This window comes from Erwinia sp. MYb375 (assembly GCF_037479175.1).
GTDB lineage: Bacteria > Pseudomonadota > Gammaproteobacteria > Enterobacterales > Enterobacteriaceae > Erwinia > Erwinia rhapontici.
Genome location: NZ_JBBGZS010000010.1, coordinates 311,207 through 324,077, shown reverse-complemented (window position 1 = coordinate 324,077; position 12,871 = coordinate 311,207). Strand labels below are relative to the sequence as shown.

The 12,871-nt window shown below is 55.0% G+C and carries 12 protein-coding genes; 5 read left to right on the top strand and 7 right to left on the bottom strand.

Features of this window, described 5'->3' with window-relative positions; all coding sequences use genetic code 11:
* Positions 1-26 precede the first annotated feature (26 nt).
* Positions 27-920, bottom strand: a complete 894-nt coding sequence (locus WH279_RS01500) for a LysR family transcriptional regulator (protein ID WP_339454785.1) — start codon at positions 918-920, stop codon at positions 27-29.
* Positions 921-1,024: 104 nt separating this feature from the next.
* Between WH279_RS01500 and WH279_RS01495 the strand changes: the two genes are divergently transcribed.
* The 3 genes from WH279_RS01495 to WH279_RS01485 all read left to right on the top strand — a co-directional run bounded on the left by WH279_RS01495 (position 1,025) and on the right by WH279_RS01485 (position 3,427).
* Positions 1,025-1,621, top strand: a complete 597-nt coding sequence (locus tag WH279_RS01495; protein ID WP_339454784.1) for a short chain dehydrogenase — start codon at positions 1,025-1,027, stop codon at positions 1,619-1,621.
* A gap of 433 nt (positions 1,622-2,054) precedes the next feature.
* The gene (gene mntP / locus WH279_RS01490; protein ID WP_133844564.1) at positions 2,055-2,621 is read left to right on the top strand and encodes a manganese efflux pump MntP; all 567 of its coding nucleotides are present in this window, start codon (positions 2,055-2,057) and stop codon (positions 2,619-2,621) included.
* Positions 2,622-2,656: 35 nt separating this feature from the next.
* Positions 2,657-3,427, top strand: coding sequence for a helix-turn-helix transcriptional regulator (locus tag WH279_RS01485; protein WP_200642307.1), 771 nt, complete (start codon positions 2,657-2,659; stop codon positions 3,425-3,427).
* Here WH279_RS01485 and WH279_RS01480 read toward each other — a convergent pair.
* Positions 3,417-4,049: a LysE family translocator gene (locus tag WH279_RS01480; RefSeq protein WP_200642337.1), complete on the bottom strand. Its 633-nt coding sequence runs from the start codon at positions 4,047-4,049 to the stop codon at positions 3,417-3,419. The two genes, WH279_RS01485 and WH279_RS01480, sit on opposite strands and share 11 nt — an antisense overlap.
* A gap of 625 nt (positions 4,050-4,674) precedes the next feature.
* On the opposite strand from WH279_RS01480, the gene WH279_RS01475 reads away from it, so the two are divergent.
* Positions 4,675-5,202 carry a cysteine hydrolase family protein gene (locus WH279_RS01475; protein ID WP_171149462.1) on the top strand — a complete coding sequence of 176 codons (528 nt, stop codon included), beginning with the start codon at positions 4,675-4,677 and terminating at the stop codon, positions 5,200-5,202.
* Positions 5,203-5,252: 50 nt separating this feature from the next.
* Here the strand turns inward: WH279_RS01475 and pckA are convergent, their stop codons facing one another.
* A complete protein-coding gene (pckA, locus tag WH279_RS01470) occupies positions 5,253-6,869 on the bottom strand; it encodes a phosphoenolpyruvate carboxykinase (ATP) (protein ID WP_339454783.1) in 1,617 nt (538 codons plus the stop codon).
* Between the two features lie 157 nt (positions 6,870-7,026).
* Here pckA and WH279_RS01465 point away from each other — a divergent pair, with 157 nt between their 5' ends.
* Positions 7,027-7,920, top strand: coding sequence for a LysR substrate-binding domain-containing protein (locus WH279_RS01465; protein ID WP_339454782.1), 894 nt, complete (start codon positions 7,027-7,029; stop codon positions 7,918-7,920).
* A gap of 86 nt (positions 7,921-8,006) precedes the next feature.
* Here WH279_RS01465 and WH279_RS01460 read toward each other — a convergent pair whose 3' ends face one another.
* From WH279_RS01460 to WH279_RS01445, 4 genes are all read right to left on the bottom strand, one after another.
* Complete coding sequence (locus WH279_RS01460) at positions 8,007-9,179, bottom strand: Gfo/Idh/MocA family protein (protein WP_339454781.1); 1,173 nt, start codon at positions 9,177-9,179, stop codon at positions 8,007-8,009.
* A 13-nt stretch (positions 9,180-9,192) separates the two neighbouring features.
* Complete coding sequence (locus WH279_RS01455; RefSeq protein WP_339454780.1) at positions 9,193-10,113, bottom strand: TIM barrel protein; 921 nt, start codon at positions 10,111-10,113, stop codon at positions 9,193-9,195.
* Between the two features lie 32 nt (positions 10,114-10,145).
* The gene (locus WH279_RS01450) at positions 10,146-11,576 is read right to left on the bottom strand and encodes a sugar porter family MFS transporter (protein WP_339454779.1); all 1,431 of its coding nucleotides are present in this window, start codon (positions 11,574-11,576) and stop codon (positions 10,146-10,148) included.
* Between the two features lie 193 nt (positions 11,577-11,769).
* Positions 11,770-12,801 carry a LacI family DNA-binding transcriptional regulator gene (locus WH279_RS01445; RefSeq protein ID WP_200642310.1) on the bottom strand — a complete coding sequence of 344 codons (1,032 nt, stop codon included), beginning with the start codon at positions 12,799-12,801 and terminating at the stop codon, positions 11,770-11,772.
* Positions 12,802-12,871 lie beyond the last annotated feature (70 nt).

Genomic DNA, 12,871 nt, shown 5'->3' with positions numbered 1-12,871 from the left:
TATTTTCTGTTAATCCCAGAGCGTCTTCAACCATTAACCACCAGCGCTGCGGGCACCTGCTCACGCATCCAGTGCACAAAGCTGCTGCGTTTTTCCGATGGGCTGAGGTCCTGGCGCCACAGCAGATTAATCGGGCGACTGGCCGGTTGCCACTGTTGCAACAAAGGCACCAGCCGACCCGCAGCAATATCCTGCGCCAGCAGAATACGCGGTTGCAGTATCAACCCGGCACCGGCCAGCGCCGCCTGACGCAGCGCCTGACCATCGTTACAGGTAAAGCTGTTGTCGAAAGGCCAGGTGACATCGCCCCACTGCCAGGCGTTATTCTTATTCCATGCCATATTGGCGAGGCAGCGATGCTGATGCAGATCCCCGGGCGTTTGTGGCGTGCCGTGTTGTGCCAGATAGTCTGGCGCTGCGCACACCACCATCTGATACTCCCCAAGAAACTGGGCAACCAGCGGTTCACTATGCTTCAGCCCCCCGATACGGATGGCAAAATCAAACCCTTCGGCAATCAGATCGACAAAGCGGTCGTTGAGATCCAGCACGATCTTCACCTGCGGGTAACGCAGCTGATAGCCGGTGACCACGGTGGCGATAGCGCTGGCCCCCAGATTGAGCGGGGCGCTGATACGCAGCAAGCCGGACGGTGTCTGCTTCATATTTTCCATGCTCTCATCCGCTTCCCTGAGCAGTACCAGCGCCTGTTTGCACTGCTGGTAGTAACGCTCTCCGGCTTCTGTCAGATGCTGGCGTCGGGTGTTTCGCTGCAACAGGCGGGTATTCAGCGCGGTTTCCAGCTGGCGCACATGTTTACCGACCATCACGGCGGTGATATTCAGCCGCCGCGCGGCTTCGCTAAAGTTGCCGCTCTCAACAGCGCAGATAAAGGCTTCAATGCTGCGTAATTTATCCATGATTACAAACTCTGGGTTTGGAGTTCCCGAAAGTATCGCGCATTTATCCCGCAACTGCACTGCGTCACACTGACCGGACTCATTCATCAGGCAGGAGACACAACATGAAGATTTTAGTGATTGGCGCATCAGGTACGGTGGGTCAGGGCATTGTGCAGGCGCTGGGGCGCGACCATCAGATCATTCGCGTGGGGAAAACCCGGGGCGATTTTCAAGTCGATCTCACATGTGAGGAGAGTGTCAAAGCGCTGTTCGCCCAAACGGGTAAGGTGGATGCGGTGATCTCAGCGGCAGGCGGTGTCCACTTTGGCCCGCTGGCTGAGATGAGCAGTGACCAGTTTAACAGCGGGCTACAGGACAAGTTGATGGGGCAGGTGCGGCTGGTGCTGATCGGCAAAGCCTTCGTCAATCCCGGCGGTTCCTTCACGCTGACTACGGGGATTCTGGCCCAGCAGCCGATCCGCACCGGGGTCAACGCCACCGCCGTCAATGCCGCGCTGGAAGGTTTTGTACTGGCGGCGGCCAGTGAACTGCACGGCCTGCGGATTAATGCCGTCAGCCCAACGGTCTTAACGGAATCGCTGGAAAGTTATGGCCCGTTCTTCCCCGGTTTTGAAAGCGCCCCGGCGAGTCGTGTGGCGTTGGCTTATCGCCGCAGTGTCGAGGGAATCGATAACGGACGTGTTTTCCGCGTCTGGTAATGCCCGTCATGCTTGACGCTGGCTCTGCGTTGGCTGCATGCACTTACCCGAATCACTGACTTAAGTCAGCTCATCGGGATGCATTTATTTGCCGCCTTGATCCAGCGCCAATTATTCAGGGCATATGAGGTGGGGATATTGATGCTGAAAAGTGGCGAAATATCCCCCAACCCCCGCAGGGATGTATATCCCTACACTTTTTGTAAGACGGTAATTTTTTTAGAGTTTTCGCCCACATTTTCCCCGCTAAAATAGCAATCGTTAAAAAGTATAGCCAAGGCTATACTCAAATCCCTGATTTTACTGTCTTTTTTTCTGGTGATTAGCGTGCTAGGATGCGCTTCACTTGAACGAGCTTGTGATTATTTTTCCAACATAAGCTGATGTTTTAACGAACTGGAGCGCAACTGCGGTTTCAGACCGGATAAATACAATGAACCTATACGCCACTCTTATTCTGGCTTTTGCTATGTCGATGGATGCCTTTGCGGCCGCTATCGGCAAAGGGGCCAGTCTGCATCGCCCCAGCCTGAAAGAAGCACTGCGTACCGGTTTGATCTTCGGTGTGATTGAAGCACTGACCCCGCTGATCGGTTGGGCGATTGGCCTGGCTGCCAGCCAGTACATCATGGCTTGGGACCACTGGGTGGCCTTCGGACTGCTGTTTATTCTTGGCAGCCGGATGATCGTTGAAGGTGTGCGTAAGAAAGAGTGCAAACCTGAAGAAGCGCCAACCAGCCACGGTTTCTGGCTGCTGGCCTGTACGGCTGTCGCCACCAGCCTGGATGCTATGGCAGTGGGCGTCGGCCTGGCCTTCTTGCAGGTGAATATCGTCACCACTGCGCTGGCGATTGGTTTTTCCACCATGGTGATGGCGTCTGCGGGTATCCTGCTGGGCCGCTTCCTTGGCCCGGTGATGGGAAAATGGGCAGAAATTTTCGGCGGTGTAGTGCTCATTGGTATCGGCTGTAGTATTTTGATTGAACATCTGGGCCGGTAAACAGAGCTTCCGGCCTCTTCTGGGGCGGAGTGGGTATGGCGTTATCGGTAGTCGACTGGAACAGCCGTAATCACATTGAATGTTCACACCTGACCGCCAGTCATGCGGCTTTCCCGCTGCACACCCACGAAGAATATGTCATCAGTGCGAATCTCAGCGGCATTGAAACCCTCAGCCTCCATCAGCAAACCCTGTCAGTTCATGCCGGGGATATCACTATTTATAACCCTGAAACGCTCCAGTCTTCGCAGTTTGGTGCCGAGCCGGTTGAGTTTTTTAGCATTCATTTACCGCAACAGGTATTTGCCGATCTTACCGATCGATCATTGCCGATCCTGCGGGAAGGGGTGCTGCGCGATCCAACGTTGTTCGCGGCGATCTGTGGTTATGTGCTGTCCCCGGATGAAGAGCAGGTTCAGCAGCAAAACCTGCTGTGGCTGACCAGCCAGCTGCTGAAACACAGCCAGGGGGAGACAATCCCGCTGGCACCCGTCACCATCGGGCGGGCGCTGGAGTGCATGCGTGACAATCTGACCATGAAGCTGACGCTGGATGAGCTGGCCGCCGCCGCCGGATTGAGTAAATATCATTTTGTGCGTCAGTTTCGCCAGCAGATCGGCATTGCGCCGCTGCAATATCATATGCAGCTGCGCCTGCTGGCCGCGCGTAACCTGCTGCGGCACCAGCACAGTGCGCTGGATGTGGCGCACCGACTGGGTTTCTACGATCAGAGCCATTTTATTAACAGCTTTCGGAAGATGATGGGCATTACGCCGCATCACTATCTGCGTATCTTCAGCCGATAAATTCACGGTAGCCGGAGAGGATCACGTAACCCGCGAAGTAGCAAAAAATCACCGCTGACGCGATATACGACCAGCGTAGCATCTTTGCCCCGAGCATCCTCCCGCCCACGCTGCCCACCGTGCACAGCACGGCCGTCCAGACAACGCCCGCAAGGAAAAATCCGCTCAGGAACCAGCCCGATGCTGCCGTTCCGCTGCTGCTCATCCGCGAAATCAGCGCACCGCCGACGGCGGCAAACCACAGGATTGCCGTGGGTGAGGACATGGCAAGAAAGATGCCACGGAAAAAATTCTGGCGCAGACTCAGTGCTTCACCGATATCCCCGGCGCTCAGTTCTGCGGTCGGGCGCAGGGCGCTTTGCACCATCTTCCAGGCAAACCACAGCAGGATCAGGGAGCCGCCGATCCACAATACCCAGCGTACCGGAGTGAACTGCAGCAGCACCGCCATTCCGGCCATCGCGAGGATCGCATAGATCAGATCGCCCACGCAGGTGCCGATCCCCAGCCAGAAGCCATGGAAAAAACCGCGCTGCATCGCCAGGGTGATCATCGCAATGTTGGCGATGCCGATATCCAGGCACAGGGAAAGACTGAGGAGAAAACCATTAGAGAAGGGCATTGGCGTCCGATCCAGGATGAGTGAGGTCGCCATTATCATCAGGCGTCTCGCAGAAATATTGGAAAAAATTGCGCAGTAAGTCGGGATTTCATCCCGGGCCGGGTTTACCGTTTAGCAACGGTTTACCTTTTTATCGGCATAATTAACTCAATTTTGTGATCTGGCTCATAAAATATTGCCTGAAAAACGTGCGGAATGTATAATTTTTTAGCGATTTTCAACAAAAGCTGCAAACAGGTCATCATGAAAAAATTCTTCAAATACGTGTTCCGGGTTTATGTCGACACCTTCAAACACGTACCGCCAGGCGCTGTTCTTTAAGCGCCGGCTGCACCGGACACCCTCGATAACGCGTCGGTCAGGGATTTGACCGATGGTTATCACCTTTTCTGATAATCACTTTATAAAAATATTGCATCATCGTGCATCCTGCGCGAATCTGACTGTTATGCAAAATACTCAGCTGTTCCCCACCACCACGACCACCACCGCTTCTGGCGGAGAGTGGCGAGTTTGCGTGGCTGAGTAGTTAGCAAACCTTTCCCCCTCCCGCCGGTTACCGACGGGGCTGCCTTGTTCTCCGTTGTTGCCGGTTCAACTGAAGCCAGAATAAAGGAGAAATGCCATGTCTGACGCCTCCGCGTTGCTCGTGATCGATATGCAGGCAGGTTTACTGCACGGCCCGCAGGTGCCCCATAACAAAGCACAGTTGCTGGATCACGTTTCCTATTTGATCACATCGGCGCGCGCGCAGCAGATACCGCTGTTTTTTGCCCAGCACACCGGCCCGGCGGGTTCACCGATTGCCGCAGGCAGTGAACTCTGGCAAATCGCACCTGAACTGCCACTGCTGGATTCTGACCGCTGTTTTAACAAAACGCGTCCGAGCTGTTTTGCCGACACACCGTTACTGGCCTGGCTACAGAATGCCGGGATAAAACGGCTGGTGATCGTGGGGATGAAGACCGAATATTGCGTGGATACCACGTGTCGTGCGGCGGCAGATCGGGGATTTGAGGTGGTGCTGGTAAGCGATGCACATAGCACCACGGATAATGCGGTGTTAACGGCAGAGCAGATTATTGCCCATCATAATGCGACGCTGTCGGGGCCATTTGTGCAGCTGCTGACGACGCAAGAGATCCGTTTTTAGTCAGTTATCGGCATTGAGGCAGAAAAAAGCCTCAATGCCGGCTTTGCCTGTTATGGGGTCGGGCCTGCCAGGGCGATGCGTGCACCCTCTTCCGTGCGGGTGTACTGCTCGAAATTCGCGACAAACAGCTGGGCTAATTTTTCGGCTGCCTGCTGCCACGCTTCTGCGCTTTCCCAGCCATTACGCGGGTCGAGCAGCGCATCGTCAACACCCGGCACCTGCGCCGGGATAGCCAGCCCGAAGATCGGCAACTGGCTATCATTTTGCTCAATGGTGCCGTTCAGGATCGCGTTGATGATAGTGCGAGTATCCCGCAGTGACAGGCGCTTGCCTGCGCCATTCCATCCGGTGTTAACCAGCCAGGCTTCCGCCTGAGTCTCATTCATTTTTTCTTCCAGCACGCTGGCATAGCACGTTGGCGGCAGCATTAAAAACGCCGCGCCATAGCAGGCCGAGAACGTCGGTGTCGGCTGGGTGATGCCGCGTTCTGTTCCGGCTAATTTTGAGGTAAACCCAGACAGGAAGTGATACTTCATCTGTTCGCGGGTCAGGCGTGAGACCGGAGGCAGTACGCCGAAGGCATCAGCGGCAAGGAAAATCACCTTCGACGGGTGACCTGCGGCGGACACCGGCCTGACAATATTCTCAATGTGCGAGAGGGGGTAGGACACGCGGGTGTTCTCGGTTTTGCTGCCATCCGCGTAATCGACGGTTCCATCCTCTTTGAGCACCACGTTTTCCAACAACGCATCCTGACGAATAGCGCGGTAGATCTCCGGCTCTGCGGCTTCACTGAGGTTGATGGTTTTGGCATAGCAACCGCCTTCGAAGTTGAACACGCCCTCGGCATCCCAGCCGTGTTCATCATCACCAATCAACTCGCGCAGTGGATCGGTGGAAAGCGTGGTTTTCCCGGTGCCTGACAGGCCGAAGAACAGAGCGACATCACCCGCCGCGCCGCGGTTAGCAGAGCAGTGCATCGAGGCGATGCCACGCTGTGGCAGCAGGTAGTTCATCACCGAGAACAGACCTTTTTTCATTTCACCCGCGTACCAGGTGCCGCCGATAAGCTGGATTTTCTCGGTGAGATTGAAGGCCACAAAGTTTTCAGAGTTCATCCCCTGAGCCTGCCACTGGCTGTTGGTGCATTTGGAGCCGTTCATCACGGTGAAGTCAGGGGTAAAGTTCGCCAGCTCTTCTGCGGAAGGGACAATGAACATGTTCTTCACGAAATGTGCCTGCCAGGCAACTTCGGTTATCACCCTCACCGCTAGTCGCGAGTCTTTATTCGCGCCACACCAGGCATCGACCACGTAGAGTTTTTTACCGGACAGCTGCGTGCAGACCAGTGCACGCAGTTCTGACCAGACGGTAGGTGAGAGAGGATGGTTATCGTTGCGGCCCTGACCGGCATCCGACCACCAGACGTTATCTTCGGTCAGTGCATCGCGCACGATGTATTTATCACGCGGTGAACGTCCGGTGAATTCCCCGGTATCCACGGCTACTGCACCGGAGGCGGTAATGGTTGCGCGTTCCCAGCCCACTAAGTCCGCTGCGGTTTCATGCGCCATCAGCAGTTCATAGCTGGGGTTGTAAATCACGTCCTGGAGGTCGGTGATTCCAAGGTCTGACAAGGCTGTATTAAGGGATGCAGTGCTGGACATGAGATACCTGACTATTTAGGGGCTGAGGATGAGTTAATGGTTTGTTGCGAACTATTCCACGGATACTAGCACTGGATAACAGATGCTTTAATTGCATAATTTCTATTCTGGATGCAAAATTTGCATACTATTTTTGCGATGCGGGAGACGGACAGCGGTGATCGGCAACCTTGAAGTGAAATGGTTTTATGATGTGATTGCGCTGGAAGAGAGTCGGAGCTTTACCCTGGCGGCGGAGAAAAGGAACATCTCACAGTCATCGTTTAGCCGACGCATACAGTCGCTGGAATCCGCGCTGGGTTTTATGATTTTTGATCGCAGCAAAAACCCGTTACAGCTGACGCAACAGGGTAAAAACTTCATCGGCTATGCGCGCAATATGCTGGACGATATGGATTTTCAGCTCAACCGCATCAAAGGGTTAGATAACCTCCGGCAGAGCATCAAGATCGATGCGGCCCCCTCTCTTTCCGTGCTGTGGTTGCCCGAAATGATTGCCGGGTATAACGACAGCAATGAGCGCATCCACTATGTTGAATCGATTAATGTGAATGATGCGGTCTATAACCTGAAAGAGGGAAAATGTGATTTTATTCTGAGTTTTTATAACGAAGAGTTAATGAACTATCCCTTTGTTCATCACAAGATTTTTGATTCCCATCTCCATCTGGTCACTCCCTGTGATGATGGTGGTCAGCCGTTGTACTCCCTGAGCCACGATATTTTGCCGTTAATGAAATACGCTACCGACAGCTATATGGGACGGCAGGTTAACCAGGTGATCGACACATTGTCTGAGGACACTTTTACGCTGCGGTTTGTTTCGTCGATGAGTGAGCTGTTAAAGCGTATGATCGTCAATGGGCAGGGTGTGGGCTGGTTACCGCAGTACTCGATAAAAGAGGAACTCAGCCAGGGAAAACTGGCGATTATGGACCCTTCTGTTTCCCTCGGGATCAGCGCCTATGTTTACCGTTCCGGCTCCAGGCTGAACCTTTCCGCTGAACGGTTTTGGCAGTATATTCGCACGCAACCGACACGTCGGGAATAATCAGGGGTAATGGCGCGTCATCACAGGAAAGATACCTGATCATTATAGGGGCGGACCCTCTGATTCGGTCCGCCCGCCTCGCATCGTTATTCGAAATCGACCCAGGTCGCGCCCGCATCGGCCGACTCAACGCAGCGCTCAACCCACTGCACACCGGCAACACCCGCATGAACATCCGGATACCAGAAGTCAGCCAGCAGCGCTTTATCACCACGATCGGTGGCATCCATTGCTACGGCAAAGCGACGATAGAGGTTTGACCAGGCTTCGAACAACCCTTCTGGATGGCCGCCACCGATACGGTCTTCTTCCAGCGCACGCGGGGCCAGGTAGCCCATGCCGCGCTCCAGAATGCGTACCGGCTCGCCCTGAATTTCATAGCGTAACTGGTTCGGCTGTTCGTCCCACCACTCCAGACTGGCTTTCGATCCGATCACGCGGATCTTCTGGCCATGCATCGATCCGCAGTTCACCGCAGAACACCACAGCGATCCCACGGCACCGTTGTCGTATTCCATCAGTACAAAGGCGTTATCCTCGAGCGGCGCACGGGTTTTCACAAAGCTCTGGCGGGAACACATCAGACGCGTGATTTTCAGATCGGGCAGCATGGTTTCCGCGAGGAACAGCGGATGCGTGGCCAGATCGCCCAGTACGTAGCTTGGCCCGACAAATTTCGGGTCAACACGCCAGCGGGTGCTGGGGTTCGCCAGTTCCACCGCTTCATTGTGGAAGCCGTGAGAGAACGACATATTCACAATACGGATATCGCCCAGCAGGCCTTCCGCAATCATGCTGCGCGCCTGTTGGATCAGCTGATGGCCTGAATAACCATAGGTGACACCGACGATTTTATTCTGTTTTTTGCTGAGTTCCGCCAGCTCTTTGGCTTCTGCGGTGGTGAAGCACAACGGCTTCTCACACACCACGTGCAGGCCCGATTCCAGCGCGGCTTTACAGATAGCGAAATGCGTGTTGTTCGGCGTGGCGATGGATACGGCTTCAATGCCGTCAGCGCGCCCTGCTTCCTGCTGGAACAACGTCTGATAATCGGGATAGCAGCGATCGCCCACCACGCCCAGGCTTTCACCGAAGGCGCGGCCGCGTGCCGCATCAATATCAAATGCGCCCGCCACCAGGGTAAAGGTGTTGTCACGCAGTGCCGCTGAACGGTGGATATAGCCGATCTGGCTGGTGCCGCCGCCGCCAACCATGCCCCAGCGCAGGGAGCGATCGAGAGGTTTGATGCCGTTAATCATGGTAAGTCCTTAATCAGAATCCAACAGAGTTGAGGTAGCTCAGGCTTTCGGTCACGTCGTGCAGGCTGCCATCGGCATTGCGCGGGTCACGTTCCTGTTCAATGGTGATCCAGCCCTGGTAGTGGCGTTCGGCCAGGAAGGCACGCACTGCCGGGTAGTCGATGGCCCCTTTGCCAATCGGGCACATCACCCCTTCGGCACAGGCGGTGAAGAAGTCCAGCTCCCGGGCGATCACATCGCGGAATACCGCGTCGTTAACGTCCTTAAAGTGCAGGTAGTCGATGCGTTCAAAGTACTGTGCCAGCGCAGGGATCGGGTCCATACCGGCGTAGTACAGATGCCCGGTATCCAGGCACAGGCCCGCTACGCTGTGCGGGATGTCCTGCACCAGTTTTGCCAGCTCATCGGCAAACTCGATGCTGCCGCCCGCATGTGGATGGATAACCGGGCGCACGCCGTAGGTTTTGGCAATGCGGCTGATTTCGGTGATATGGCTCATCATGCGCTGCCAGTCGGTGTCGGACAGGCGCACGGCTTTATCGTACTGCCCGGCAAGACGCGCGCGTTCTGCATCGCCAAAGTCGATAATCACCAGGTAAGGCGCAGGAATGTTGTCGCCATGCGTCGGTGTTGCCGTCGGCACTTTTGAGACATTGCGGCACAGGTTATGCGTCAGCTCAATCATCGCCGGGAAGTTGGCTTCGCTCACCAGATCGTCAAAGAGGGTGCCCGCCACAATCGTCAGCCCGTACTGGTTCAGTTTTTCGGTCAGCAGTGCCGGGTCGGTTGGCAGATAGGTCCAGGGACCCAGCTCAATGCTCTTGTAACCGGCCTGTGCGGCTTCTTTCAGCACTTTCTCATACGGCGGCAGATGCGGGTTTTTTGGGTCATCGACGCCCCAGCTGCAGGGTGCGTTAGCAATATGAATCGTCATTTCGGTGTCCTTTCTTTATCTGTAAATCGCAATCAGTGAGTAGCTGTTTTGCTTTCTTGTTTAGTGGTCTCGAAGCGTTCCAGGATCAGCGCTTCCATTTTTTCCAGTGAAACCCCTTTGGTTTCCGGCAGCAGGGCTTTCACAAACCACCAGGAAGCCAGTGAACACACCGCGAACAGCAGCAGCGGGAAAGCACCGTGGAAGTTATCGTTGAGATAGGCGTTCTGGTTCATCATCGGGAAGGACTGGCTGACAAAGAAGTTACCGGCCCACATGGCGCAGATAGAGAAGCCCATGCCAGCACCGCGCAGGCGGGTGGGGAAGATTTCACCAATCACCGTCCACACCACCTGGCCCCAAGTGCCGCCGAACAGGAACATAAAGCCAAACAGGCCGATAACAGAGACCCAGCCGGTCATGCCGCTGTAGAAGGTATAGAAAGTGATCAGCAGGCATACGGCAGAGCCGAGGGAACCGATCAGCAGCAGTGATTTGCGTCCCATTTTGTCGATCAGCATCATGCCGACCACCACGCCCACAAACTGCAGCACCGCCAGCCAGATGGTCATGTACATCGCTTCCTGCATGTTATGGGTCACGTTCATCAGCAAGGTCGGGCCAAAATACTGGATGACGTTGATGCCGGTGAGCTGGTTAAAGATGGCCAGGCCAACGCCAATCACCAGGAAGATCGAGGTCTTACGGTTGAAGCTGACGCGCTCGCGGTTGACCTGCTTATCGGCGTTATAACGCAGCGACTCCTGGATCTCGTTCATCACGCGTTGTGCATGCTCAGGAGTGGAGATGCGCGAAAGGGTTTTCAGTGCCTGCGCGTTGCGGCCGACCATCGCGTTCCAGCGGGGTGACTCAGGAATAAAGCCGACAAACAGGAAGAACAGGATGCAGGGAACAAACGCGGCACCCAGCATCCAGCGCCAGCCGTAGGCATTCAGCCACTCTGGATCGGCATTTTTGGCAATCAGGTAGTTGGTCAGCAGGACCAGCACCTGGCCGCCAACGCAGCAGATCATGTGCATGGTCATGGCCCGACCGCGATAATCTTTCGGCGCGACTTCGGCAATGTAGATAGGGGAGATCACCGAGGCAAGGCCGATGCCCAGTCCGCCGATAATGCGGAACACCACAAAGGTGGTGAAATCCGGGGCCAGCGCAGTGCCGGCAACGGAGACCACAAACAGAATGGCGGTGACGATCAGCATTTTTTTACGGCCATAACGGTCAGCCAGTTTTCCTGCCACCAGGCAGCCAATTACACAGCCGATGATGACGTTAGACACCGCCCAGCCCGTTTCGGCAGGTGAGAGTTGATAGTGATGGCTGATAGGTTCGATAGCGCCGGAGATGACCGACGAATCATAGCCAAACAGCAGACCACCGAGGGCAGCAACGGCGCAAATCGCCATCACATAGGCCATGTTATGTTTTGGTGTTGACAGAGGCACGGAGGGAGTCCTTCAGTTATTATTTGAAGGAAGTATCAAACAAACATTCCATTACCTACAATGATGGAATGTTTGTTTTTTGATGGTGATCTCACTATTTTTGATAGTTTTGAATGATAATATTCTATCATTTGCGCTATTTCAGTGAGTTATTCGATAGTTCTGTCGGATTTCGCTGTTGACCCGCAGTGCGTCAGTAATTCTCTTTGGTTATCAATTCGAAACTGCTGGTCAGGGCGATAAAGCCACCACGTTCCTCGATGCTGGCCTGTTGCATCGCCTCAATGACGCGGGCGGCCAACTCGTCCAGTCGATGGGCAATCATGATATCCAGCGTGCCGTCGATCAGTGCCAGCTGAGCATCCTGCAACGGGCCGTGGCAGATCAACGTAATCTCCCGCCGCCGGGCACTGTCACGCAGGGCATTGACGACACCTTCCACGCCGCCGCAGGGCGCATAGATCACGGACAATTCCGGGTGGCGATGAATCAGTTCGGCAGTGACCTGATAGCCCCGCTCAACGTTTTCAAAACTCTTAACCGGTTCCAGTACCGTATGGCCGGTGGCGTATTCCCGCAGGTACGAACGGAAGCTGATTTCGCAGGTTTCCTGACATAAAAAGCGATTATCACCGACAATCACCCCGACTTTTCCCGGTGGGCCGCTAAGACGCTGAACTGCCCATGCGGCGGTTCGGCCCGCTTTTCGGTTATCCAGGCCGATATACCCGGCGTGGCCACAGGGCGAGAGATCGGAGAGGACGGTAAACACTTTCACGCCTTTTTGCGTGGCTTTTTCCACCGCCCGACGGATGAGCGCATTATCCAGCGCGATCAGTGCCAGCACGTTAACATGATCGCTCAATTCATCAATCGTTGCCGCCGTTTCTTCAATGGCATGGATATCATGAAAGGCGAATTCAATGCGGGTGCCCTCCTGTAAATAGGGTGCGGCGTGCTGTTCCAGTGCCCGGGAAAACGTATCGTAGAACGAGTAGTCACGCGACAGCAGAATGACGCCAATCCGCAGCGAACCTGAACTCTGGCGCGGGGCGCTGACGTTAAGAAAATCAGGATCAAAACGATAGCCGAGCCGGGACGCGGCCTGAACCACGCGATGCTCGGTGTCCGGGCGAACCGGAGCCCGTCGGTTCAGTACCCTGTCGACCGTCGCAACACCCACGCCAGCTTCGCGGGCGATGTCCGTTAATGTGGTTTTTTTCATCCTGGATTCCCTGATATAAGCAATGACAAAAAACTATCACGTCTGCCCACAGGGCAACAGTACAGGCAGA

Excerpts from the sequence above, each read along its gene's own strand:
- WH279_RS01500 (WP_339454785.1), bottom strand. The coding sequence starts at position 920 with ATGGATAAATTACGCAGCATTGAAGCCTTTATCTGCGCTGTTGAGAGC.
- WH279_RS01495 (WP_339454784.1), top strand. The coding sequence starts at position 1,025 with ATGAAGATTTTAGTGATTGGCGCATCAGGTACGGTGGGTCAGGGCATT.
- mntP (WP_133844564.1), top strand. The coding sequence starts at position 2,055 with ATGAACCTATACGCCACTCTTATTCTGGCTTTTGCTATGTCGATGGAT.
- WH279_RS01485 (WP_200642307.1), top strand. The coding sequence starts at position 2,657 with ATGGCGTTATCGGTAGTCGACTGGAACAGCCGTAATCACATTGAATGT.
- WH279_RS01480 (WP_200642337.1), bottom strand. The coding sequence starts at position 4,049 with ATGCCCTTCTCTAATGGTTTTCTCCTCAGTCTTTCCCTGTGCCTGGAT.
- WH279_RS01475 (WP_171149462.1), top strand. The coding sequence starts at position 4,675 with ATGTCTGACGCCTCCGCGTTGCTCGTGATCGATATGCAGGCAGGTTTA.
- pckA (WP_339454783.1), bottom strand. The coding sequence starts at position 6,869 with ATGTCCAGCACTGCATCCCTTAATACAGCCTTGTCAGACCTTGGAATC.
- WH279_RS01460 (WP_339454781.1), bottom strand. The coding sequence starts at position 9,179 with ATGATTAACGGCATCAAACCTCTCGATCGCTCCCTGCGCTGGGGCATG.
- WH279_RS01455 (WP_339454780.1), bottom strand. The coding sequence starts at position 10,113 with ATGACGATTCATATTGCTAACGCACCCTGCAGCTGGGGCGTCGATGAC.
- WH279_RS01445 (WP_200642310.1), bottom strand. The coding sequence starts at position 12,801 with ATGAAAAAAACCACATTAACGGACATCGCCCGCGAAGCTGGCGTGGGT.